This is a genomic window from Streptomyces sp. 150FB (genome assembly GCF_000818195.1).
Lineage (GTDB): Bacteria > Actinomycetota > Actinomycetes > Streptomycetales > Streptomycetaceae > Streptomyces.
In genome coordinates this window covers 185498-209086 of record NZ_JTHL01000001.1, presented here as the reverse complement: position 1 = coordinate 209086, position 23589 = coordinate 185498, and the positions used below count along the sequence as shown (strand labels likewise).

Genomic DNA, 23589 nt, shown 5'->3' with positions numbered 1-23589 from the left:
CGGGCACGGGTCCGGCCCGGGAACAGGTACGTGCTGTACGTACCCCGCATAATCGGCTTGGTAGCTTTTCGTTCGAGCATGATGGCTATCAGGCGAGGGGTGAGACGGTGACCAAGCAGCGCAATGCCGAGCTGGGAAATTTCCTGCGGTCGAGGCGTGCCCGCATGGACCCGTCCCAGGCGGGTCTTGAGGCCTCCGGACATCGTCGTGTGCCGGGTCTGCGACGAGAGGAACTCGCGCGGTTGGCGGGCGTCAGCCCGGACTACTACGCGCGCCTGGAGCAAGGACGGCAGAGCACGGCGTCGATCGCGGTACTCGACTCGATCGCCGGCGCGCTGCGTCTGACTCCGGACGAACGCAGTCACGTCTACACACTCGCGCGGGTGAAAGTCCCGGAGGCCGTGGAGAAGGAGACATCCGCGAACGGCGTCGACACGAGGATCCGGCGGGTTCTTGACCGCTTGGGAGACACTCCGGCCATCGTCTACGGCCTGTACGTCGACGTCATCTTCGCCAATGCGGCCGCCTGCTTCGTGTTCACCGACTTCAATGCCATGCCGGCGGACGAGAGGAACGCGGTGACCTGGATGCTGCTCTCTCCGCGGGCGAGGGAACTCTACGGCGAATCCTGGGAAGAAGCCGCCGGCGACATGGTGGGACTGCTGCGCATGGACGCCGGACGGCGACCGGACGCGCCACGGCTTCAGCGGATTGTGGGCGATCTGACCCGGCGGAGCCCACTTTTTCGTCAGTTGTGGGACACCTACCAGGTATCCACATGGGAGCGTGAGAAGAAAACCCTGCACCACGAGAGTGGAGAACTTGAATTCCACAGTGAGTTCATCAGGATGGAAAGCGCTCCCGGTCAGGTTCTGTGTGTGATGATCCCGTCGCAGCAGGAGGAATTCGAAGCGAGGTTCCGGCAGCGTGACGGCGGGACGCCTCAGGGAACAGGTGGAACGCACGGTGGCCGAGGCCGTCGACTTCCTCCGGCGTGAGCACGGCCGACCCGAGCAGCGCGTCCAGGTTCCGGCTCATGCTGGCGTCGTCCGAGCAGGGGACCCCGGCATCGGCGCCGTAGACGAAGTGGTCGCGCGGCACCATCGTGACCGCCGCGGCGAGGTTGGCGTCCGTACCGGTCGCCGCGGTGTCGAGATAGAGCCTGGCCAGATCCGCGCGGATGTCCTCCGCCGTCAGGCCTTCCGGGTTGGGGACCCACGGCTCGGCGCCGAGCAGGCCGAGGCGCCCGGAGAGCGCCGGCAGTGAGCCGCCGCAGTGTGCCAGCACCATGGTGATGTCGGGGTAACGCCGGAAGAACCCGGTGTAGAGAAGGTGCACGGCGGCGCGTGCGGTTTCGAAGGCGATCTCGACCAGCGCGACGGGCTGTCCGAGCGGCGGTGTCATGTCGGTGGCCGGGTGGACGAAGACCACGGCGTGCCGCCGGTTCAGCTCGGCCCATACCGGGTTGAGGCGCTCGTCGCCGAGAGGGACGCCGGCCCGCCGGGTGGTCACGAGGTAGCCGTCGGGGTGGGTCTGCGCGTCGCCCCGCTCGATCTCGGCCAGACAGGCGTCCGGGTCGTCGGTGGGCAGCCCGGCCAGCAGGCCGAAGCGGTCAGGGTGGCTCGTGACGAGCTGTGCGCCGTAGTCGTTCCACGCCCGCAGTTCCGGCAGCGTGGGCGGTACCGGTATCGGGCTGAGCATCTGCATGGCGATGCCGAGCCGGTCCATGGTCGCGAGCGCGTCTTCCGGCCTCCAGTGGTACGGCTCCGGCGCGAGGAAACACGCCTCCCGCAGCCCGCGCCACTGGGCCTCGCGGCCGGCCGCGGTGGTCGGCGGGGTGTAGTGCGCGTGGATGTCCACCCATCCGTTGACCCTGGTCATGGGATGACTCCTTCGTCGAAGGTAAGTGCACTTGAGTGCACTAATGCGAGTGTTGCACCGCAGTGCAACAATGTCCAGATGGATCAGGAGATGACGGGGGAGCCGGACGGGAAGACGCGCCGCAGGCTGGCCACCAGGGAGCGGCTGTTCCGGGCGGCGGTGGAGCTCTTTGTGACGCGCGGCTACGACACCACGACCATGGATGACATCGCGGTGGCGGCCGGGGTCGCTCGGCGTACCGCGTTCAACCACTTCCCGGCCAAAGCCGACATCGCGGTCGAGTGGGCGGTCAGGCGCGGCGACGAGGCGGCGGCGGTGGCCCGAGGGGCCAGGCGCCCCGGGGAGTCGGTGCCCGATCGGGTACGTACGTACTTTCACGAGCTCGCGGTGCTGACCGAGCGGAGCTGGGACGAGACGCGGCAGTTCGTTTTCGGCTGGCTGCGCGGGTACGGCTCGGCGCACCACCGCTCCTTGCTGTCCGGGGAGCTGCGGGACTGGCTGCACGAGTGGCTCCGCGACCGGCCGGCGAACCAGTCGAACGAGTCGAACGAACCGAGCGAACCGAACGAGCCGCGGTTGGGGGAGTCGGCCGATCCGGCGCTGATCGCTGAAGTGCTCTACGACGTCTTCCAGGGCGCGCTGCTCCGGTGGATGCGGCAACAGGCGCCGGAGCAGGGCCGGTTCACCGCGGAGGTCGACGCGGCCATCGCGCTCGTACTCGCGGGTCTCGGCCGGGAGGCCGGGCCTGGGCGGGACTGACCGTCGAGGCCGTTGCTCGAACGCACGTTCCCGGTCATTGCCTGCCTAGGCTCTGACCTACACGTCACCCTCCGTAGATGTTTGAATCTTCCGAGGGTCTCCAAATTGGGCCAAAAAGGCGCGACTCCATTATTTCTGACGTGCTTCTGGCACGCGCGGATGCTTATGCGAGTCAACCGTGTCAAAGGAAATTCAGACCATGGAAACAACCACCACGGCTCTCTCCGCCGACGTTCTTGTCATCGGCTTCGGCAAAGGAGGAAAGGCCGCCGCTCATGTGCTCACCGACGCCGGGAAACGCGTCATCCTCATTGAGCAGTCCGAGAACATGTACGGCGGAACCTGCCCCAATGTGGGCTGTGTTCCGACCAAGATGCTGGTCCACTATTCCAACGCCAAGCGTTTCGAGGACGACGCCCAGGAGTTCTTCGCGCACTCCGTCGCCGGAGTGCGCGAACTGACCAGCGCGTTCCGCGCCGGCAATTTCGACGCCCTCGACGGCAAGGACACCGCGACCGTCATCACGGGCCTCGCGAGCTTCATCGACGCCCACACGGTGGCCGTCGGCGGGGGAGAGGACCGCATCACCGTTACCGCGCCGACCATCCTGATCAACACCGGCTCAGAGCCGATCGTCCCCGCGATACCTGGACTGGCGGACAGCAGGCACCTGGTCAGCAGCACCGACCTGATCCAGAAGGATCAACTGCCGAACCGCCTTGTCGTCGTCGGCGGCGGTTACCTCGGCCTCGAATTCGCCTCGATCTACCGGCGCTTCGGCGCGCAGGTCACCGTACTCGAGGCATCCGACCGGCTGTTGCCCCGCGAGGACGCGGACATCGCCCGGACCGTCAGCGAGATCCTCACCGGAGACGGCGTTCAGATCATCACCGGGGTCAAGGTCACCGAGGTCCGTGACAACCAGAACACCGCAACTGTCAGCTACCAGAAGGACGGGCGGAACCTGTCCATCGACGCGGAGGCCCTGCTGCCCGCCACGGGCAGGCGCGCGGCGACGTCGAAGCTCAGCCTCGAAGCGGCCGGTGTCCGCACAACTCCGCGCGGCGCCGTCGAAGTTGACGAGCACCTGCGTACGAGCCGGCCCCACATCTTCGCGCTCGGGGACGTCAACGGCGGCGGACAGTTCACGTACATCTCCCTCGACGACTCCCGGATCGTGCTCGACCAGCTCCTGGGCGAGGGCAAGCGCAGCACGTCCGACCGGGTGGCGGTGCCGCACACACTGTTCATCACGCCACCCCTCGCGACCGTCGGCCTCACCGAAACACAGGCGCGCGCCGAGGGCCGTAGCATCAAGGTCTCCCGCGAGAAGGTCGCCGACATCGTCGCGATGCCCCGTGCGTACACCGTGGAAGAGACACGCGGCGTGATGAAGTTCATCGTCGACGCCGACACCGATCTCATCCTCGGCGCCGCACTCCTGACAATCGACGCACAGGAAATCATCAACACCGTCGCGCTCGCCATCCGCCACCAGGTGACGGCGACGGAACTGCGCGATTCCATCTACACCCACCCGAGCTCCACCGAGGCCCTGAACGAGGTGTTCGACAAGGTCCTGCCCGAGTAGCCGGTCGCGTACGCGGGCGAGAGCGCCGCGCAGGCGTGCCGGCAGTGCGACGCGTACGCGGTCCGCCGCCGGCTCCTCCCACGCACCCGGACCGACGGTCCCCGGGCCCGGCCCGGTACGCTCCGCTGTCCGGGCGGGGCTCCGAGGTGCCAGCTCGCGGCATCCTCGCCCCGGAGCGCGCGGGTGAGAGAACTGGATCATGTCCACTGACAAAGAGGCAGCACACCGGGCTCTGGTCGAACAAATGGAGCGCAGGTTCCAGGAGGATCCGGATCAGGAGCGGCGGATCCGCCGGCTGATGGAGGACGTGCTGGGGATCGCGGCCGATCTGGATCTGGCGTCGGTGCTCCAGCGGATCGTGGACGCCGCCGCGCGGGCAGTGGGTGTCCGCTACTGCGCCCTGGGGGTGCTCGACGAGAACGGCGAGTTCTCGGACCTGATCACGACCGGTGCCGGCCCCGATGTCTACCGGGCTGTGGGGTATCTGCCCACCGGCCGGGGCATCCTGGGCAGGGTCCTGCACGAGGACGCGCCGATCCGGCTGACGGACATCGCGGCCGAGCCGGACGCGGTGGGCTTCCCGCCCGGGCACCCCGACATGCGCACGCTGCTCGCCGGACCGATCCGGATCCACGACACCGTCTACGGCAATCTCTATCTCAGCGAACGCTACGACGGGGAGCCCTTCAGCTCCGGCGACCAGGCTCTGGCGGCCGCCCTCGCCAACGTCGCCGGCGGCGCCATCGAGAACGCCCGCCACCATGTGCGTCTGGAGCAGGCGGCACAAGAAATGCAGCGCCGGCTGCTGCCCGAGCTGCCCGACATCGGATCCCTCAAGGTCGAGGCCCGCTACAGCCCCGCCCACAACACACCACGGGTGGGCGGTGACTGGTACCAGGCGGTGGAGCTGCCCGACGGGACCTGGTGCATCGTCGTCGGCGACGTGATGGGCCACGACACCGGCTCGGCCCTGACCATGCACCAGATGACCAGCATGCTGTACGTCCTGGCGCTCGACCCTCCGCACAGCCCCGCCCGGATCGTCGAGGGCCTGGACCAGGCCCTGCACCGTACCGGCTCCGAGACCATGGCGACCCTTGTCGTGGCCACCCTCCAACCCGCTCCCGGCGGCTCCTGGCGGCTGAGCTGGACCAATGCCGGGCACCCACCGCCGCTGCTGCTCACCCCGGACGGGGACGCGGTCTATCTCGACCCCGAGACCGTCCACGGCATCATGATCGGTGTCGACCACACCCAGCCGCAGACCGAACACGTACAGGTCCTGCGGCCCGGGAGCACCCTCCTCCTCTACACCGACGGTCTGATCGAGGCCCACGACAGAACGCTGACCGAGGCACTCGACGACCTCGCCCGCCGGGCGTCCGCCCTGGCCGGCGGGCCACTGGACGTACTGTGCGACGAACTGGGCGTCCCGCCGACCGCGGACCGTTACCGCGACGACATCGCCCTGCTCGCCCTCCACGTCCCCTGAACCGATACGGCCCGGCCGGGCGGGGGCCCGGGTTCAGCGGTTGGTCGCGGCGAGACCGCCCGGGGTGTCCCGTGCGCCCTGGACCTGACCGCTGCTCATGGCGTCGTCGAGAGCCAGCAATTCGGCGGGGGACAGCTCAAGACCGGCGGCCGCCGCGTTCTCCTCCAGGTAGGTGCGTCGTTTGGTGCCGGGGATCGGGACGGCCCCCTGCGCCTCCACCCACGCCAGGGCCACCTGTCCGGAGGTCGCGCCGCGCGCGGCAGCCAGCTCGCGGATCGCGTCGACCAGACGGAGGTTCGCGCTGATGTTTTCGGGAGAGAAGCGCGGCAGGCCCCTGCGGGCGTCGTCCGGCGCGAGGTCGTCGACGCTGCGGATCGCACCGCTGAGGAAGCCCCGGCCCATGGGTGAGAAGGCGACCAGGCCGATACCCAGCTCGTCGAGCGTCGACTTCACCCCGTTCGAGAGCAGATCCGGAGAGAACAGCGAGAGCTCCGACTGCACCGCTGTGAGGGGATGTACGGCGTGCGCGCGGCGGATCGTGGCGGCCGACGCCTCGGACAGACCGATGTACCGGACCTTTCCGGCCGCGACCAGCTCGGCCATCGCGCCGACCGTCTCCTCGATCGGGACGTCAGGATCCACCCGGTGGAGGTAGTACAGGTCGATGGTGTCGGTCTTCAGGTGGCGCAGGGACCGGTCGGCGGCGCGGTGTACGTAGGCGGGCCTGCCGTTGATGCCGTGCGGAACACCGTCGTCGTCGAATTCGGTGGCGAACTTCGTCGCCAGCACGATCTCGTCCCGGCGCTCGGAGAGCGCCTGGGCGACGAGTCGCTCGTTCTTGAACGGCCCGTACGCCTCGGCCGTGTCGATCAGTGTGATACCCAGATCCACGGCACGGTTGAGGGTGGCGACAGCCTCCGACTGGTCCGCGTATCCGTAGTACGCGCTCATTCCCATGGCGCCGAACCCTTGTGCGGATACGGTCAGGCCCTGACTGCCCAGCGCCGTGGTTTCCATGGTCTTCATGTGGTTACTCCTTTGCTGCCCGAGGCAGCGACGTCGCGGTAGGCGTTGATCTTCAGGTCGATGGCGGCGAGGTGCCGACGTGTCTCGGCCATACGGGCGAGCACGCGCTTCCGGTGTTCTTCAAGCAGGGCCATGCGCTCGGCCTCGGTACCCGGCCTTCGCGCCAGCTCGGCGTAGCGCCGGATCTCGCCGATATGCATGCCGGTCCCCCGCAACATCGCCAGCCCCGCGAGCCACCGCACGTCGCCCACGCCGTAGCGCCGCTGTCCGGCGGCATTCCTGGGCGTCGGCGACAGCGTCAGCCCCTCACGCTCGTAGTACCGCAACGCGTCAACGGTGAGACCGCAGGCGGCGGCGGCCTCGCCGATCGGGAGGCCTCCGTCGGGGACCGAGGCGGTGATGTCCGGAAGGATCAACTCGCTCATGCCCCCACCTTGCACCCTGGTGCGCACACCAGGTCAAACACCCGGCCCGGGGCGGGTCCGCGGCTACGTCGGGAGAGGCCACGTTCCCGTCACCGATGAATTCGCGCTGTGTGGTCGGTCTACCGGGTATGACTGAACTGGCACCGACCGACACCACGAATCTCGACCGCTACGGAGACGCCGCGCTGGAGTGGAGCCGCGCCCGCGACGCACTCGCCGCCGTGCCGAGCCCCGACCTCACGTACTTCCTCGGAACGTGCCGCCCGGACGGCACACCGCACGCCGCCGGCGTCGGCGCGCAGTGGCTCGACGGCGACGTCTACTTCACCAGCGGCCCGGCCGCCCGCAAGGCCCGCGACCTGGCCGTCAACCCGCGCTGCACCATCTCCGTCCGGCTGCCGGGCATCGACCTCGTACTCGACGGCACCGCGACCAGGGTGACCGACCCGCCGACGCTTGAGCAGGCCGCCGCGGGTTACCGCGCGGGCGGCTGGCCGGCGGTGGTCGAGGGAGACGGGTTCACGGCACCGTTCAGCGCTCCCAGCGCGGGGCCGCCGCCGTGGCACCTGTACCGATTCACGTTCCACACGGTGGTCGGCGTCGCGACCAGGGAGCCGAACGGCGCGACCCGCTGGCGCTTCGAGCGTTAGCCGCGGTGCGGACGGCCGAACGGACCGTAATTTTCGCTGCGGGAATGTCCGGCTGGGTTGTGGTCGACTCGGAGAACGTGTCGGGCAGGGGGCGGCTTTCACACTGGATCGGGAAAGGCCTGAGCCACGCCCAGTGATCACGGTGTCATCAGCGTCCGCCACCGTGCGTACGGTCGTCAGGGCGCGTCCCACGCGCCTACCGGCACAAGGGAATGACGAACCGAGGGGTACCGGATGAGGGCGTTCGACGTCGGCGAGACGACTTTACGGCGGGACATGTACCGCGGCCGGGTGTGGAGCGAGCACGCACTGCGCGTCATCGCCGACACTCCCGACGCACTGGTGACCGCCTGCGCACCCGGAGCACAGACACGGTGGCCGTCGCTGTACGCCAAGGCCCGCGCCGACGAGGACCGTTCGGTGCGCACCGAGGCGTTCGACGCGTTGGCCACCGGGGAGTGGGAACTCGCGCCTGGCGTGTGGCAGGACACCGAACTGCTCCTGTGGAAGCCGCCGGCGGCATGGTTCAGCATCAACGCCTTCTACACCTCAGCCGGGCTGAGGAACTGGTACGTCAACTTCGAGCACCCGACCCGCCGTACCGAGAACGGGTTCGACACCTTCGACCTGACCGTCGACCTCGTCATCGACCCGGACCTGACCACCCTCACCTGGAAGGACGAAGACGAGTACGCCCATGTCCGGCGCCTGGGCGTCGTATCGGACACCGAGCACCGGGCGGTGGAGCTCGCCCGCGCCGAGGTCGTCGCGATGCTCGCCGACCGGTCCGGGCCGTTCGCGGACGCCGACCGATGGGCCGCCTGGCGCTGGAACCCGGCGTGGCCCGCGCCGCGTCTGTCACCGCACGGGTGACGAGGAATGGCGGCAGCCCTGGCCGAGGAGCCTCGACCTTGCGCAGGGTCGTGCAACGGGCGGCCGGCTGTTTCAGTGGCCGAAGTCCGAGGTGTCCCCCTGCTCCGGCTTCAGCCCCAGATCCGCGGGCCCGAAGAGCGTCGGCCTTGCGGTGCTGATGCCGGACGGGCCGCCGCGCAGGATCCGTATCGTGTCCTCGGCCCCGTTCACGTACCAGGTACCGACCGCCAGTTCGCCCGCGCCGTCGCCGTTCAGGTCCTGGATCGCCAGCGTGGGACGCATCGGCAGGCCGGACATGCTTTTCACGTTCTCGCCGGTCAGGCCCTTCGGCCCGCCGCTCAGCACCAGGGTCTCCATCTTGTTGCCCCTGTCGACCTTGACCGGAACGCTGAACGCGACGTCACCGTAACCGTCGCCGTTCACATCACCCGTCGCCGGCGCGTATCCGAAGTCGCAGCGGGAGGAGATCGGCCTGCCGGGCAGCCCCGCTGTCTTCTCGTTGATCGTCGTGGGCTTCAGGCTGGTGCTCTGCCCGCTCCCTCCGCCGTACGCGACCATCAGCCGGCTGCCGCCCTCGGGTACGGCTACGTCGCCGTTGATCTCGCAGGTGAGGCTGACGACCACATCGGCGAAGCCGTCCTTGTTCACGTCGGACGTGAGGGTGACCGAGCCGTACATGTCCTTGCCGCGCGCGTCCTTGAGGCGCGGGCCCTTCTTCAGTGCGCCGTTGGCCGCTCCGAGGTAGACGACGGTGGCGCGGGGGGTCGGCATCTCGTCCGCGAACACGTGTGACCAGGTGACCACCAGATCGTCCTTGCCGTCGCCGTTCACGTCGCCGACGCCGGTGGGCCGGGGGGTGTAGTACGACGACTTGTCGGGCGTGAGGTCGAGCGTCTTCGTACGAGCGGGCTTGCCCGCCCGGGTGAACGGGCCGAACCGTACCGTCGCCATGGAGCCCGTGCTTCCGCTCGTGACGAGATCGGCGTGGCCGTCACCGTCGAAGTCGCCGGCGACCGGCGTGGCGCCGGTCAGCTTGGCCGCCCCGGAGAGTTTCTTCTTTCCACCCCAGACCACGAAGACCGTATTGGTTCCGGCCTGCGTGATGAGATCGCTGCGGCCGTCGCCGTCGAGGTCGGCCGAGATGGCCTGGCTGCCGAAGAGGCCGCCGGTGCCCGCCTTGCCGAGGCCGAGGCTGTCCTGGGTGATCACCTGGTGGCGCCGGACGTCGGCTCCGCCCCCGGAGCCGTACACGACGGCCGCGTAGCCGGCGGCGTACTTACCGTTGACCGTGGCCGAGGCGTCGGTGATGAGGAGATCCTCCTTCCCGTCGCCGTCGAAGTCGGCGTGCGCCCCGGCGGTGTCGGGGGCGGCCGCGGGTCGCTTCGCGGCCGGGGCGCTCTGCGTCATGCCCGGTGAGACGGTGGAGTGGGGTACGGCCCCGGGGGTCCCGCAGCCGGCTGCCGCGGTCAGGGCCAGAGTGGTGACAAGGCGTTTCCTCATGGGGAGTTGGACCGGGGCCGCCCCCGAATGGTTGTGCGGCCGGCCAGGCAGACCGTACGGCGGCGCCCACGCCCGTACGGGACGGGGCCGCCCTGCGGAGCGGGCCAACGGGCTCAGCCGCACACGGCAAGCGAGAACACTGTTCTTGACTTAGGCCGGGGGGTGGGGCATCGTTTCCCTCAATGGAGAACAGTGTTCTCGCTTCTTGCTCCCTCACCAAAAGGATGTCCGTCGTGACCACAGCGACCATCACGGTCCGCAGCACCCCGTCCCGGCGTTGGGACCGCATCGGCCGCGGCCTGATGGCCCTCAACTCCGTTGTGACCTTCGTGGTGTTCATCAACGGGTTCTTCCTGATGGCGGACGCGAGCGACGACCGCTTGATGGTGGAGGGGTGGCGAACCTTCGGATACCTCGTGTTCAGCGCGATGTGGGCGATGCTCGCGTACCGGCCGCGTCAGGTTCCGGCGATCTGGGAAATGGTGATCTTTCACAAGGTCGCGGCAACGGTGCTCGCCTTCACCATCCTGGACACCACCGAGGGTGCGCAGTCCTCGATCACCGACTCCTCGGTCGCGGCGCTCACGATCTTCGCGTACGTCGTCTGCCGTGGATGGGAGTCGTGGCGGGTCATCAAGCGTGACGATGCCCCGACGAACGCGCTGTGAGCTGTCCTGTCCGTAGGGCCGGCCCGGCCGGCCCCACGCTGCGCCTCCGCCTCCGCCCCCGCTTCTGAGCGGGGAGCACTGGTGGTCCGAGAGGGCACACCGTCGGCTTATAGGGTGGATGCATGGTCACTCCACGGCAAGTAGCACGCGAGCAGATGATGCGTGACATCGTGCGTGTGGGACGCGAACACCTGGCGACGGTGCGTCCGGCCGACCTGTCCCTGCGGGCCGTGGCCCGGGACATCGGAGTCGTCCCGTCGGCGCTCTACCGCTACGTCCGCGACCGCGAAGCGCTCATCACCCTGCTGATCGTCGACGCGTACAACGAACTCGCCGACGAGGTCGACGCGGCCCTCGCGGCGGCGACGAGCCTGTCGTACCGCAAGCGGCTTGAGGTGGCAGCACTCGCGGCGCGCGCCTGGGCCGTTCGTGAACCGTCCAGGTTCGCCATGCTCTACGGCACTCCGGTGCCCGGCTACGCGGCCCCCGGCGACCAGACCGTGGAGCCCGGCACACGATTTGCCCTCGCTCTCGCCGGACTGGTCGAGGACGCCTGGCGAGCCGGCGAGTTGAGAACGGTGGAGGCGCCGCTCAACCCGACCGTCCGCGCGGATATGGAGCGATTGCGGGGAGTGTTCGGTTTCGAGATGCCGGTGGGCAACGTCTCCCGGGCCTACGGTTTGTGGTCCGCGGTCATCGGCGCCATTCTGTTCGACGTCTTCGGTCAGTACGCGGCGGATACTCTGAGCGATCCCGAAGAGTTCCTCCGCGCCCACACCGACGGTCTCGCGGACACCGTAGGTCTCTGACCGGGTCGGCCGAGCGGCACGACCAGGGGACGCGCGTCCGAGCCGTCCGGTCTGCCCCAGTCAGTAACACGCATGGCCGGATTATTCGACCCTCTGTCGGCGAGACGGCGAAAGAGCGAGAAGGCGAGACGGCCGCACGGCCCGGAGCACCCCCCGCCTCTCAGATGTCGGCCGACACGGTGCTGTCATGCGGCTCAATGCCGACGACAAGCACCCGCTGATCGTCGTCCACCGCTTGTGAGGCCCAGCGGATGCGTTCCTCCCACTCCGCGGGCCAGGCGGTGGCGGCATCCCACGTGATTCCCTGGAGCACGACGCCGTCCAACTCCACCGAACGCAGATCTGCCCCACGGAAGTCGGTACTCGCCCTCCTGACCGCTGTCACCGCCGCCCAGAGCGCTGTGGCTTCCCGGTGCACCAGATCCAGGTCGTCGGCAAGATCGTGCGCCACCTCCAGGGCGGCAAGCCAGAACGTCTCCGGATCCGAGAGATAGTCGACGAGTTCCGCGTCGACGAGTCGCTGCGCGCTGAGCGCCGCGCGCATGACGCGGGTCGCGTGGCCGGAGAGGTAGTCCTCCACCGCCACCGGATAGTCGTATCCCACGACGGGAAGGGGCAACTGCCGTGTCGGCAGCCGGAGTACGACGCCCAGCCGGGCGCTCGTCCGCTCAAGCATCCGGCGATCGTCACCCAGCGGCCTCTCCCTCTCTTCGAGGCTCACAATCAGCTCCCGGACACGCTCCAGGGAGTCGAGAGTCAGCGCCGCCATGTCCTGCGGCCAATAAGCCTGAGCGAGCCGCAGCGCCTGCTTGCGGTACTTCAGCCTGACGGGCGCCGGCCGCCGCGTCAGCAGACTGCCTTCCTCCTCCGTCGGCTCCTCGGCCGCCGACTCCGCCCGTCGGCTCCCCGAACGCAGTGCTTCCCGCTGCTCCGCCACACGCTTGACGACGGATGCTCCGCTCTGCCGGTGTGCCGACACCAGGAGACGGCCCAGCGCGAGGTCAGGGTCATGCAGCTCCGGCGGCCCACCCTGGCCCATCAACGTGTCGTAGACGACGACTCCCAACTGCTCGTACGCGGAAGCCAGCAGCCCGTCCAGGCGTTCAACTCCCCGACGGTGGCTCATCGCTCCTCCTCCTGCGTTTCGCCGTTCGGTTCCTCTAGGCCGAGTTGTGCCTTGAGGGTGGCGCGTCCCCGGGCGAGGTTCTGACGTACCGCGTCCGGACTGATGCCCATGGCGTCCGCGCTCTCCTGCGAGGTGAAACCGTCCAGATTCCATGCCAGGGCGGCTCGTTGCTTGGCCGGCAGCCTCAACAGCAGTTCGATGACATACCGTTCCTGGACTCCAAGTTCCATCGCGTTCGCCGGGCTCTGCCAGTGCGGTGCCGGAGCGTGCGGTACCTCGGCACACAGCTCCTCCTGCCGCACCTGCTGACGCAGCCAGGAACGCCAAGCCACCTTCCGCAGCCAGGCTTTGGGAAAGGTGATGTCCGTGCCGGGGCGGCACATCTGTGTGAAGGCGTCTTGAGCGGCATCCTGCGCTTCGTTCCAGGACGCTCCGTTCAGGAGAAGGAAGCGCACCAGGCCCGGATACTCCGCGTGATGAAGCTCCTCCGCCAGCTCACGGCCCTGCCGGGGTGGGGCGGTGGTCTCGAGTGAGCCCGCCATGTGCGGTTCAGCGGTCGGCGCGTCGTCCACGACGGAACCCCTCCATCCCGGTGAGGCGATCGACGCGGGATCCGGGTCGCGGCAGCAGGGGCCGCGGACCCAGGGGCCGGTACTGCTCGTCGAGAGCCTCTGCCACCAGGCGAGCCACCTCGGATGCCGCCCACCGCCGCGCCATCCGCGCCGCGCTGCCCGCAGCGCCCATGAGCACGGTCACCCCTGCCCCGATCAATACCGGATCCACCGAATCCTCCTGTCCAAACCCGAACTGGCGCCACCCGCACGCCCTTTACATGTTCCTAGTGCGTCAGAACCCGCGATGTGTGACATCCGCGAGCACCGCCTCGGGGGCTGTCGTGCGTGACTGTGCGGACGGCGCGCCATGCTGCCGCCGGTCCGCTTGTCGGCCTATCCGGGAGTGTGTTCAGGGGGGGACATCGCGTCCATGACCGCGTCGAGGTCGCCGATGAACAGTGTGCTAACTGCCGGGCGTCCGTTCGGCCGACGGTGCGTGCCCGCGGGCCAGAGCCCGGGCCTTCGGGTCGGAGATCTCACCCACCGGCTTGAGCGAACGCCACAGCAGGGCGGCGGCGTAGCTGCGGTACGGCGACCAGTGCGTGGCCTTGGCGCGGATCTCGCCGGGCGTGGGACGTCGTGCCATGTTCCATTGGCTGCCCACGGCTTCACGAATGCCCATGTCCTCGAACGGCATGACGTCGGGGCGCTGGAGCTGGCGCATCAAGAACGCCTGCGCGGACCACAGGCCGATGCCGCGGATGCCTGTAAGCGCGTCGGTCACGGTACGGTCGTCCCGCGCTGGCATGCCCACCAGGTCGAGGTGTCCCGCGGTGATCGAACGAGCGAGGTCGAGCGTGCAGTCGACCTTCATCCGCGTGAGCCCGAAGCCGCGCAGGCGCTCCGCACCCAACTCGATGACGCCTTCGGGAGTGGGAACGCCTCCGAGGGCGTCGGCGACCCGGTCGAACAGTGTGAACCCACTCGCGGCGGAGATCCGCTGTCCGGTGATGTGGATCAGCAGTGCGGCGAAGAGGCTCGACCCGGAGCGGCCGCCGTCGTGCCACGCGAAAGGGTCTTGTGGCCCGTAGTCCGTGATCAGGTCGCGGAAGACGCGTTCCCGCTTGGCCAGATGCGTGTGGGCGGAGGCGGAGGCGGCGTTCATGGCTCGGCAATCCCGTCCTTGGTATCGCAATTGGTGGGAGCGTGGCCCGCCGACGACGTTGTCAGCGGCGGACGGATTCTTCGAAGTCGACCAGGCGCCGCTGCATGCGCGGATAGGGGGTGGCGTCGGGGGCCGGGTTTCCCGCACGTACCGCTTCCGCGGCGCTCACGGCGGCGTCGATCGCCCTGCGGTACGGCAGCGAGCCGGTGCTGACGCGGCGTATGCCGAGCCGGCCCAACTCGTCGAGGGACAGCCCGGGGACGACCAGTACGTTGACCGGTACGGGCAGCCGCGCGGCCAGCTCTCGCAGGTCCTGGGGCTCGGTGACTCCAGGGGCGAAGATCCCGTCGGCACCGGCGTCCACGTACGCGGTGGCGCGGCGGAGCGTCTCGGCCAAGGTGGCCTGCTGCCCGAGCCAGTAGGTGTCCACCCTCGCGTTGAGAAACACATCGGGGCTGCGTCGCTTGACCGCACGCACCTTGGCCGCGTGGGTGTCCGGGCTCACCAGTTTCCCCGCGGTGCTGTCCTCGAGGTTGATCCCGTCGGCACCGAGGAGTTCGGTGAAGTCGGCGACCTGTTCCGGATCGTCGCTGTACCCGTCCTCGATGTCCGCGGTCACGTAGACGGGCAGGGACGCGAGACGCTGCACGAGCGCGCGAGTCGCCTCCTGCGTGGCCCGTCCGCCATCGGGGAAACCCGCGGCCGCGCCGACGCCGAAACTGGTGGTGCCGACAGCGGGGAATCCCGCCTCGACGAAGGCGAGCGCCGAGGAGACGTCCCACGCGTTGGGCAGCAGGAGCGGACGGGGACCTTGGTCATGCAGTTCACGGAAGGTCATGAGTGCTGCTGCCTTTCACGGGTCTCACCGGTGGTCATGGGCAGTGAGCGGAGCGCCTTCGGCCCGCCGCTCGTGTCGGGGGTGTGCCGGCCCGGCTCCAACAGGATCCGATGCGGGATTTCGACGCGGGATCCGATGCGAGGGCCGCACACTCCTCAATTCTCACTGACGGTCATCCCTGCCGCCCTCTCCTCACACTCAACTCCGATACGAATGGGCTGTCAAGCCCATTATGGTCTACGCTGGAAAGAGCTGAAGGGGCCGGTGGAAGAAGAGCGAGAGCGACCGGAGCCACGCGCTCCGCCGGCTCCCGGCGGCCGAACATCACCACGAGGGGTTTGTCATGGCTGAACTGCAAGTTATCGCGCGCCACACCATTGCCGAGGGCAAGGAGAACGAGACGCTCGCCCTCTATCCGATGCTGGCCGAAGCGAGTCGGGCGGAGCCCGGGAATGTGGCCTTCGAGGTGTACCAGCAAGTGGGTGACCCGCGCCGCGTCATGATCTACGAGCGTTACGCCTCCAGGGACGCCTTCGACGCGCATCGCGAGACGCCGCATTTCAAGGAGCTGGTGCTCGGGCAGATCGTCCCTCGTCTGGCCGACCGAGTGGTCGAGTCGTTCGACGTGGCGGACTGACCCCATGCCGTGCGGATAGCCGCCGGGCCGGAAGGGGTGCGAGCTGATCAAGCCGGCGTCGCTGTCTGCTCGCGGTCGCCGCGGACGGCGTCCCTGCCTGACGCTGTCAGGAGCGCCGGCGCTCGATGAGCTTCTGGGCCAGGCCGGGCAGATCTCCCGCGACGACATGGGGCTGCGGCAGTCCTGGCAACGGCAGAAGGGCATTGCCAGGCCGGGTGACGAGGCCTCCGCTGAATCCGGCGCTCTCCGCTCCCACGGTGTCCCACACGTGGGTGGCGACCATGAGACACGATGCCGCCGGCACACCGAGGTCCTGGGCGACCATGTGGTAAGCGTGGTGTGACGGCTTGTACGCACGGATCGTGTCAATGGTGAACTGCCGCTCGAAGTAACCGTCGATGCCGGCCCTCTCCAAGGGGCCGGGCTCGCCGGCGATATGCGGTGAATTGGTCAGCGTCACCATGCGGAAGCCCGCGTCCTTCAGCAGTGTCAGGCCCTCCTCGACGTCCCGGTGTGCGGGCATGCCGCGCATGCCGGTCTCCAGTTCGTCCACGTCCGACTCGGTGACCTTCACTCCGTGGATGTCCCCGACCATCTTCAGGAGCCCTCGCCCCAGCGAGAAATACGGTTCGTAGAGGCCGGAGAGGGTGACGGTCATGGAGTACATGACCAGGTGCCCGAACCATTCCCGCAGGACGCGCTTGTCGCCGAAGAGCCTCTCGAAGAGGGGACTCATCGACTCGAAATCAATCAGGGTTTCGTTCACGTCGAACACCAACACGGAGGGTTCGACTCCCGTCCATTCCCTCTGGCCGGTGCCCGACGGTACTTGCGTCGCATGGTCACTCGACACGAGAGCCTCCTGTCGATTCTGAGGTACGCGGGCACGTCCCGAAGATGAGTCCGGACGAGTAGCGGTCACCCCCTGACCAGCATGGAGGGGTGGTCATTCGGACGCGCTCCGGTCGATCTGTACGGGATACCCGGAGCGGAGCACCGCGACGGTGGACGCCGGCGTGATGACTCGTACGTCACCACGCACCGGCCGGGACCGGCTTCCGGCGTAGCCCTCACGCGTCCACGTGACGAGCCGGTCCCGCAGTACGAGTTCCGGCGCGTCGCCGTCGAGGACGAACGCACCGTCCGGCAGGGACCGCCAGGGCAGCGAACTGAGGCGCCGGGTGTGCGTTCCCGGCAGGAGCCGGTCCGCGTGCAGACGGCTGTCGAGCTGCTGCGCTGTCGGCGACGGGCCGCCCAGGCCTCGTACCCAGGCTTCGCGGTAGGCGTTGTAGCTGGTGCGCCGGCACAGAGCGCACGGCCGGTGCCCGGCGGCCATGGAAACCGCCTCGTCGAAGAAGTACAGGAAGGTTGCCCGGCCCGGCTGCCACAGTTCGCGGTAACTGTCTTTGTATTCCAGGGCACATGTGAGCCACAGCTTGCTGGCGTACTGCCGGACGATCTTCCGGTCACGGTGCAGAATTCCGCGGTTGCCCGTCCACGCGCCTCGCAGGGGAAACGCTTCGATGTCTCCCAGCGGTGTCACCCGATTACGTTCGGACACGGGGGCCTCTCCTCCTCTTCGTGGTGTGAGGACGGTCCTGCCTGCGGTCCTGCCCTGCCGGTGCCTCGCAGGTGCGTCGCAGGTGTCAGTCCTGTGTGCCGGCGGGGGCGGCGGCGAACGTCTCGATGTAGGAGATGACACCTGCGAGCGACTGACGGAGGGCGGTGGTGTCACCCGCGGCCTGGTCCAGGAGCATGCCGCCCTGGAAGGCGGCCATCAGCATGGTCGCCAACTGCTGGGGGTCGGCGGCGGAGTTCAGCTCGCCCCGGTCCCGCATCGACTGCAGTCCCGACCGGAACAGCTCGGACCAGCGGGCGAAACCCTCGGCCACCTCGCTCCGGACGGCCGGGCCGGTCTTGATCACCTCGGCGGCCAGGGAGCCGAACGAGCACCCGCCGCACACCATGTCGTCCCGGTCGGTGTACGTCCGCGCCCAACGGCGCAGCGCCGTGATGCTGTCCAGGCGACCGAACGGCGGGACCTGGTGGCCCTCGATCACTTTTTCGGCCCGCCACTCGATGACGGCGTGGACGAGGGCTTCCTTGGTGGGGAAGTGACGGGTGAGCTGAGAACCGCTGACACCCGCCTCCTGGCGCACGTTCTCGTTGCTCGTCAGATGGACACCGCGCTCGTAGATCAGCTTGGCGGCGGCCTCGATGATCCGCTCCCGTGTCGCCAGCCCCTTGGGGGTGAGGCTCTGTCCGGACGTCATCGTGGTGGCCATGGAGCCAGCGTAAACCATTCTGGGCTTTGAAGCCCTCTTTTGAGGGATGCGCATGCGCCTGAGTGGCCCGTCGGCCTTCTCCGACCGCTCAGGTGCCCGGCCGGTGGCGCAGCGGGTGGTCCTGCGGCACTTCGACGACGCAGATCCTTACGCCGTCCGGGTCGGTGGCCCACATCTCGACCAGCCCCCAGGGTTCTTTCCTGGGTGGCCGCAGGACCTCGACCCCCTGCCGTGTGAGCTGCTCGTGGGTGGCCCGCACGTCCGCGACCTGTAGCCAGAGCTCCAGGCCGGGGGAGGGCGGCGCGTCGGAGCGGTCCGAGACCTCGAGGAAGCCGCCGCCGAGGAAATAGACGGTGCCGCGCTCGGGTCCGGTGCCGAACTCCCGGTAGACCTCCAGGCCGAGCTTCTCGCCGTAGAAGAGCCGTGAGCGCTCGGGATCGGTGGGCCGGAGCAGGATCCTGCTACTCAGTACATGCACCGTGTGGTTGTGCCCCGTCCGGAGATGATTGATTCCAAAGGGGGGCCGGCGGAGTCGGGGCGAACCCGAGAGCTACGCGACGGCTGCCGTCGGTGTGTCAGGGGCGGCTGGTCAGGTAGCCGCCCATGGTGGTGAAGTACTCCGTCGCCGGCAGTTCCCGGCCCTCCTCGGTCCGTACGCGCGTGATGGCCAGTCCGTGGTTGCGGCCGGTGCGGGCGTCGGCTCCGGCGACGATCACCACGCCCTCGCCCTCGCGGTAGAAGATCCGTCCTGGCGTACCGCCGTAGCGGCCCTCGGACACCACCGCTGCGAGGACCTCAAGTCGCTTGCCGCGGTGGAAGGTGAAGGCGCTGGGGTACGGCTCGGACTGGGCGCGGACCAGGCGTTCGAGGTCTGCCGCCGGCCAGGTCCAGTCGATGCGGATGTCCTCGGTGGACCGCTTGTGGAAGAAGCTCGCCTGCGAGCGGTCCTGCTTGGTGAACTCCGTCTGCCCGGCGGCGATGAGGCCGAGTGCGCCGACGGTGACCGGGGCGATGAGGTCGACGGTCTTGTGGAAGAGGTCGGTGGCGGTGTCCGCCGGGCCGACCGGGACCGCCTCCTGCCGCACGATGTCTCCGGCGTCGAGTTCGTCGTCCATCATGTGCGCGGTGACGCCGACTTCGGGCTCGCCGTTGATCAGGGCCCAGATCAGCGGCGAGAAGCCGGCGTACTTCGGCAGCAGCGAATCGTGGACGTTCAGGGTGCCGTGGCGCGGGAGGCCGAAGATCCGCGGGGGAATCCAGGTCCGCCAGTTGTTGGCCACGATGATGTCCGGGTCGGCCTGCTTGAGGCGCTCGAACAGCTCGTCGTCGTCCGGGCGGTTGCGGATCAGTACCGGGACGCCGTGCTCCTCGGCGAGGTCGGCGACGGAGTCGCTCCAGATCTTCTCGTACGCGTGCTCGCTCTTGGGGTGTGTGACCACCAGTACGACGTCGTGCTCGGAGTCCAGCAGGGCTTGCAGGGTGCGGTGCCCCCAGGTTTGGTAACCGAACATGACGACCCGCATGGGGTTCCTCCTCAGGGCAGGGGTTGACCGACGCAGTAAAGCAAGGCTTACCTTACTTTGCAACTGGCGCATTCGGTGCCCCAGTTGTCCGTCGCCGGTACGCGTCAGGCCGTCTTGTCATCGACAGTCGAGTGAGGTTAGCTTAGGCTCACCTAAGTCTGGATGGGCCGCTTCGTCGGCGCGCTCACCTTTCGCGTTCCGTACTTTCCCGACGCCCGACAGGCGGCTTCCCCGCACGATGGGAGTGACATGTCACAGGTTCTTCCTGGCGACGCAGCACCGGTCCATGACGTCATAGGCATCGGCTTCGGCCCGTCCAATGTGGCCATGGCGATCGCGCTCAGCGAACACAACGCACGCGTCGGCAGGCAGGAGACGGTCACCGCTCACTTCTTCGAGCAGCAGCCGCGCTTCGGCTGGCACCGTGGCATGTTGATCGACGACGCGACCATGCAGGTGTCCTTCCTCAAGGACCTGGTGACGCTCCGGAATCCGACCAGTGAGTTCAGCTTCCTCTGCTACCTGAAGAGCAAGGGGCGGCTGACCGACTTCATCAACCACAAGAGCCTGTTCCCGCTGCGGGTGGAGTTCCACGACTACTTCGAGTGGGCAGCGGCCAAGGTCGACGACATGGTCTCCTACGGTTACGAGGTCGTCGGCGTCACACCCGTCGTCCGGGACGGAGCCGTGGAGTACCTGGACGTGACGGTCCGGTCGGGGGAGGGGCTCGCGGTCCACCGGGCCCGCAACCTCGTCATCGGGACCGGGCTGCGTCCCCGTATGCCCGAGGGCGTGGAGCGCGGCGACCGCGTCTGGCACACCTCCGAACTGCTTTCGCGGGTCAAGGAGTTGGAGGGCACCTCGCCCTCCCGGTTCGTTGTCGTCGGTGCCGGGCAGAGCGCCGCGGAGAACGTCGCCTACCTGCACCGCTGCTTCCCGGAGGCCGAGATCTGCGCGGTCTTCTCCCGCTACGGCTACAGCCCCGCCGACGACAGCGGTTTCGCCAACCGGATCTTCGACCCCACGGCGGTCGACGATTACTTCGCCGCGCCCGAGGACGTGAAGAACCGGCTGATGGACTACCACGGAAACACCAACTACTCCGTGGTCGACATCGACTTGATCGACGACCTGTACCGGCAGATGTACCAGGAGAAGGTCCTCGGCACCGAGCGGCTGCGCTTCCTCAACGTGTCCCGGCTCGTCGACGCCAAGGAGACGCCGGACACGGTCCACACCACGGTGAGGTCCCTGGTGACGGGCGAGGAGACCTCCCTGGACGCGGACGTCGTCGTGTTCGCCACCGGCTACAGCCCCTCCGACCCGCTCGGCCTCCTCGGACAGGTCGCTGAGCGCTGCCTGCGCGACGAGGAGGGCCGCGTCCGCGTCGGGCGCGACTACCGCGTCGCGACAGACCTCGACCTGCGCTGCGGCATCTACCTGCAAGGCGGTACGGAGCACACCCACGGCATCACGTCGTCCCTGCTCTCCAACACCGCGATCCGGGTCGGCGAGATTCTCGATTCGCTGCTCGACCGGAGCGCCGAGTCCGTTGTCGAACGCGGCTGATCGGGTCGGCCGTCCATACCTCCCCGCTGAACCAAAGGGATACGTACGTCGACATGCGCACGACCGCAGTTGAGCACCCTCCTCCCGGAGCCGGAACACAGGCCGGAGCCAGAACACAAGCCCGCCGGCGGCGGGTTGTGGGTCTGGGCACGCTCCTGGTGATCCTGGTGATCGCGGGGGCGGCGTCGCTGGCGGTCGGCGCGCGGGCGCTGAGTCCCGGCGAGGTGTGGCACGGGCTGTTCGCCGTGCCCGACTCCGACCAGCGGCTCACCGAGATCAGGCTCATCGTGCGGACCGTACGGGTGCCCCGGACGGTGCTCGCGATCGTGGCGGGCGCCGCGCTGGGGGTCGGCGGGGCGCTGATCCAGGGGTACACGCGTAACCCGATCGCGGACACGGGCCTGCTGGGGGTCAACTCCGGCGCCTCGTTCGCCGTGGTGACGGTGATCGCCCTGTTCGGGTTCACCAACCCGTACCAGTACGTCTGGTTCGCCTTCCTGGGGGCCGGGGTCGCGGGCGTCGTCGTGTTCGGCCTCGCGAGCATCGGCCGGGGGGCCGGCAATCCGCTGACGCTCGCACTGGCCGGGCAAGGGCTCACGGTGTTTCTGGCGGCAATGACCACGGCGATCGCCCTGTCGGACCAGAAGTCGCTGAACGCGCTGCGGTTCTGGAACGCGGGCTCCGTGGCCGGTGTCGGATTCGACGTCATCTGGCCGGTGACCGCCCTCGTCGCGGTCGGGCTGGTGCTGGCACTGACCACGCTGCCCACCCTCAACCTGCTCAACCTGGGGGACGACGTGGCGCGGGGGCTCGGGGTGAACATCGCGCTGAGCCGGACCGTCGGCATCGTCGCCATCACACTGCTGGCGGGCGCGGCGACGGCGGCGTGCGGCCCCATCGCGTTCCTCGGGCTGATGGTTGCCCATGTGGCCCGGTATCTGACCGGGCCGGACTATCGCTGGCTGGTGCCGTACGCGGGTCTGCTCGGCGCCGTCGTCCTGCTGGTCTCCGACATGGTGGGGCGACTGGTGGTACGGCCGGGTGAGCTGGACGCGGGTGTTGTCGTCGCCCTCCTCGGTGCCCCGTTCTTCGCGGTCCTGGTGTGGCGTGGAAAGTTCAGGAGCGCATGAACGGGACCGAGTTGAAGCGATCGGTGGCGCCGGGCGTCCGGGTCGGCCAGGTGTCGTTCGTATGGCGGCCCTGGATCGTACTGGTCACGCTGCTGCTGATGACGGCGACCTTCCTGGTGTTCTGCCTGTCCATCGGCGTCGGGGACTTCCCCATCGGTCTGTCCCGGGTGATCGCCACGATCCTCGGCCGCGGCCGGCAGGTCGACGAGTTCATCATCATGGATCTGCGGATGCCGCGTGCCCTGGCCGGTCTGGTCGTGGGGATCGCGCTGGGTGTGTCCGGGGCGATCACGCAGTCCGTCGCACGCAATCCGCTGGCCAGCCCCGACATTCTGGGGATCACCGGGGGAGCCGGCGCGGTCGCGGTGTTCCTGGTGACGGTGTCGGGCGGGACCGCCGCCGCTGTCGTCAGCTCCGTCGGACTGTCGGCGGCGGCGCTCGCCGGCGGTCTCGGCACGGGTCTGCTGGTGTACTTCCTGGCGTGGCGGCGCGGGATCGACGGTTTCCGGCTCATCCTCATCGGCATCTCGGTGAGCGCCGTGATGGAGGCGATCACGACCTGGCTGCTGGTCAAGGCCGACATCAAGGACGTGGCCCGGGCCCAGGCGTGGCTGGTCGGCTCGCTGGAGAACCGGCCGTCGGACGAGGTCAGGGTGGCGTTCTGGTGCACGCTCGTCCTCCTGGCCGTCGTGGCGGGTGCCGCCTTCCAGTTCAGGCCGATGCACCTCGGCGACGAGGTCGCCGCGGGCCTGGGCGTCCGGTACACGCGGGTGCGGGCGGTCCTGCTGCTGTGCGCGGTCCTGCTGGCCGCCGTGGCGGTGAGCGCGGCCGGCCCTGTGCCGTTCGTCGCGCTGGTGGCGCCGCAGGTGGCGATGCGTCTGGCGAGGTGCCCGACGCCGCCGATGGTGGCCTCGGGCCTGGTGGGAGCGTTGCTGTTGACCGGTGCGGATCTGGTCGCGCGTACGGCGCTGCCCATCACCCTTCCGGTCGGCGTGGTCACCGCGGCGATCGGCGGCCCGTTCCTCATTTATCTGCTGGTACGGGCGAACGTCCGCCAGATGACGCGAAGTTAGGCAAATCCAATAGAG

The 23589-nt window shown here is 68.6% G+C and carries 24 protein-coding genes and 1 pseudogene; 12 read left to right on the top strand and 13 right to left on the bottom strand.

Annotated elements, in window-relative coordinates; genetic code table 11:
- Positions 1-107: 107 nt before the first annotated feature.
- Positions 108-860 (top strand): annotated as a pseudogene (locus tag QR77_RS43025) (helix-turn-helix transcriptional regulator); the annotation flags it as partial.
- Here QR77_RS43025 and QR77_RS48050 read toward each other — a convergent pair.
- Positions 844-1881: an amidohydrolase family protein gene (locus QR77_RS48050; RefSeq protein ID WP_078876402.1), complete on the bottom strand. Its 1038-nt coding sequence runs from the start codon at positions 1879-1881 to the stop codon at positions 844-846. The pseudogene QR77_RS43025 and the gene QR77_RS48050 overlap by 17 nt on opposite strands.
- A 78-nt stretch (positions 1882-1959) precedes the next feature.
- On the opposite strand from QR77_RS48050, the gene QR77_RS41965 reads away from it, so the two are divergent.
- The 3 genes from QR77_RS41965 to QR77_RS00690 all read left to right on the top strand — a co-directional run bounded on the left by QR77_RS41965 (position 1960) and on the right by QR77_RS00690 (position 5723).
- Positions 1960-2640, top strand: coding sequence for a TetR/AcrR family transcriptional regulator (locus QR77_RS41965; protein WP_160310868.1), 681 nt, complete (start codon positions 1960-1962; stop codon positions 2638-2640).
- Positions 2641-2839: 199 nt separating this feature from the next.
- Positions 2840-4231 carry an FAD-dependent oxidoreductase gene (locus tag QR77_RS00695; RefSeq protein ID WP_040019181.1) on the top strand — a complete coding sequence of 464 codons (1392 nt, stop codon included), beginning with the start codon at positions 2840-2842 and terminating at the stop codon, positions 4229-4231.
- A 199-nt stretch (positions 4232-4430) separates the two neighbouring features.
- Positions 4431-5723 (top strand): GAF domain-containing SpoIIE family protein phosphatase, encoded by a 1293-nt coding sequence (locus tag QR77_RS00690; RefSeq protein WP_063797975.1) that lies wholly within the window; start codon positions 4431-4433, stop codon positions 5721-5723.
- A gap of 33 nt (positions 5724-5756) precedes the next feature.
- Here the strand turns inward: QR77_RS00690 and QR77_RS00685 are convergent, their stop codons facing one another.
- Positions 5757-6749, bottom strand: coding sequence for an aldo/keto reductase (locus QR77_RS00685; RefSeq protein ID WP_347359761.1), 993 nt, complete (start codon positions 6747-6749; stop codon positions 5757-5759).
- Positions 6746-7174 carry a MerR family transcriptional regulator gene (locus tag QR77_RS00680; RefSeq protein ID WP_040019178.1) on the bottom strand — a complete coding sequence of 143 codons (429 nt, stop codon included), beginning with the start codon at positions 7172-7174 and terminating at the stop codon, positions 6746-6748. Before QR77_RS00680 ends, QR77_RS00685 begins: the two co-directional genes overlap by 4 nt.
- 128 nt (positions 7175-7302) lie before the next feature.
- Between QR77_RS00680 and QR77_RS00675 the strand changes: the two genes are divergently transcribed.
- Both QR77_RS00675 and QR77_RS00670 read left to right on the top strand, forming a co-directional pair.
- Positions 7303-7824, top strand: coding sequence for a pyridoxamine 5'-phosphate oxidase family protein (locus QR77_RS00675; protein WP_040019177.1), 522 nt, complete (start codon positions 7303-7305; stop codon positions 7822-7824).
- Positions 7825-8058: 234 nt separating this feature from the next.
- Complete coding sequence (locus tag QR77_RS00670) at positions 8059-8697, top strand: DUF402 domain-containing protein (RefSeq protein WP_040019176.1); 639 nt, start codon at positions 8059-8061, stop codon at positions 8695-8697.
- A gap of 72 nt (positions 8698-8769) precedes the next feature.
- On the opposite strand, the gene QR77_RS00665 is transcribed toward QR77_RS00670, so the two are convergent.
- On the bottom strand, positions 8770-10197 hold the full coding sequence (locus QR77_RS00665) for an FG-GAP and VCBS repeat-containing protein (RefSeq protein WP_040019175.1): 1428 nt from the start codon (positions 10195-10197) through the stop codon (positions 8770-8772).
- 233 nt (positions 10198-10430) lie between these two features.
- On the opposite strand from QR77_RS00665, the gene QR77_RS00660 reads away from it, so the two are divergent.
- Together QR77_RS00660 and QR77_RS00655 are read left to right on the top strand one after the other, a co-directional pair.
- Entirely contained in the window at positions 10431-10865 is a 435-nt protein-coding gene (locus QR77_RS00660) for a hypothetical protein (RefSeq protein WP_052488419.1), read from the top strand.
- 122 nt (positions 10866-10987) lie between these two features.
- Positions 10988-11674 (top strand): TetR/AcrR family transcriptional regulator, encoded by a 687-nt coding sequence (locus QR77_RS00655; protein ID WP_040019174.1) that lies wholly within the window; start codon positions 10988-10990, stop codon positions 11672-11674.
- A gap of 160 nt (positions 11675-11834) precedes the next feature.
- On the opposite strand, the gene QR77_RS00650 is transcribed toward QR77_RS00655, so the two are convergent.
- The 4 genes from QR77_RS00650 to QR77_RS00630 all read right to left on the bottom strand — a co-directional run bounded on the left by QR77_RS00650 (position 11835) and on the right by QR77_RS00630 (position 15357).
- Complete coding sequence (locus QR77_RS00650; protein WP_040019173.1) at positions 11835-12800, bottom strand: hypothetical protein; 966 nt, start codon at positions 12798-12800, stop codon at positions 11835-11837.
- Positions 12797-13372: an RNA polymerase sigma factor gene (locus tag QR77_RS00645; RefSeq protein WP_040019172.1), complete on the bottom strand. Its 576-nt coding sequence runs from the start codon at positions 13370-13372 to the stop codon at positions 12797-12799. Before QR77_RS00645 ends, QR77_RS00650 begins: the two co-directional genes overlap by 4 nt.
- 445 nt (positions 13373-13817) lie before the next feature.
- Positions 13818-14519 carry a DNA-3-methyladenine glycosylase gene (locus QR77_RS00635; RefSeq protein ID WP_040019170.1) on the bottom strand — a complete coding sequence of 234 codons (702 nt, stop codon included), beginning with the start codon at positions 14517-14519 and terminating at the stop codon, positions 13818-13820.
- 61 nt (positions 14520-14580) lie between these two features.
- On the bottom strand, positions 14581-15357 hold the full coding sequence (locus tag QR77_RS00630) for an isocitrate lyase/phosphoenolpyruvate mutase family protein (RefSeq protein ID WP_040019169.1): 777 nt from the start codon (positions 15355-15357) through the stop codon (positions 14581-14583).
- 343 nt (positions 15358-15700) lie between these two features.
- Between QR77_RS00630 and QR77_RS00625 the strand changes: the two genes are divergently transcribed.
- Complete coding sequence (locus tag QR77_RS00625; RefSeq protein WP_040019168.1) at positions 15701-15994, top strand: putative quinol monooxygenase; 294 nt, start codon at positions 15701-15703, stop codon at positions 15992-15994.
- A gap of 106 nt (positions 15995-16100) precedes the next feature.
- On the opposite strand, the gene QR77_RS00620 is transcribed toward QR77_RS00625, so the two are convergent.
- The 5 genes from QR77_RS00620 to QR77_RS00600 all read right to left on the bottom strand — a co-directional run bounded on the left by QR77_RS00620 (position 16101) and on the right by QR77_RS00600 (position 19802).
- Entirely contained in the window at positions 16101-16769 is a 669-nt protein-coding gene (locus QR77_RS00620) for a haloacid dehalogenase type II (protein ID WP_078877725.1), read from the bottom strand.
- 171 nt (positions 16770-16940) lie between these two features.
- Positions 16941-17555: a hypothetical protein gene (locus tag QR77_RS00615; protein ID WP_040019167.1), complete on the bottom strand. Its 615-nt coding sequence runs from the start codon at positions 17553-17555 to the stop codon at positions 16941-16943.
- An 85-nt stretch (positions 17556-17640) separates the two neighbouring features.
- Positions 17641-18279 (bottom strand): TetR/AcrR family transcriptional regulator, encoded by a 639-nt coding sequence (locus tag QR77_RS00610; protein ID WP_040019166.1) that lies wholly within the window; start codon positions 18277-18279, stop codon positions 17641-17643.
- Positions 18280-18367: 88 nt separating this feature from the next.
- Entirely contained in the window at positions 18368-18757 is a 390-nt protein-coding gene (locus QR77_RS00605) for a VOC family protein (protein WP_040019165.1), read from the bottom strand.
- 97 nt (positions 18758-18854) lie between these two features.
- Positions 18855-19802 (bottom strand): methionyl-tRNA formyltransferase, encoded by a 948-nt coding sequence (locus QR77_RS00600; protein ID WP_040019164.1) that lies wholly within the window; start codon positions 19800-19802, stop codon positions 18855-18857.
- A 249-nt stretch (positions 19803-20051) separates the two neighbouring features.
- On the opposite strand from QR77_RS00600, the gene QR77_RS00595 reads away from it, so the two are divergent.
- From QR77_RS00595 to QR77_RS00585, 3 genes are read left to right on the top strand one after another with little or no spacing between them, the layout of a single operon-like run.
- A complete protein-coding gene (locus QR77_RS00595) occupies positions 20052-21371 on the top strand; it encodes a lysine N(6)-hydroxylase/L-ornithine N(5)-oxygenase family protein (RefSeq protein WP_078876400.1) in 1320 nt (439 codons plus the stop codon).
- 53 nt (positions 21372-21424) lie between these two features.
- On the top strand, positions 21425-22501 hold the full coding sequence (locus tag QR77_RS00590; RefSeq protein ID WP_040019162.1) for an iron ABC transporter permease: 1077 nt from the start codon (positions 21425-21427) through the stop codon (positions 22499-22501).
- On the top strand, positions 22498-23574 hold the full coding sequence (locus QR77_RS00585; protein ID WP_040019161.1) for an iron chelate uptake ABC transporter family permease subunit: 1077 nt from the start codon (positions 22498-22500) through the stop codon (positions 23572-23574). Before QR77_RS00590 ends, QR77_RS00585 begins: the two co-directional genes overlap by 4 nt.
- Positions 23575-23589 lie beyond the last annotated feature (15 nt).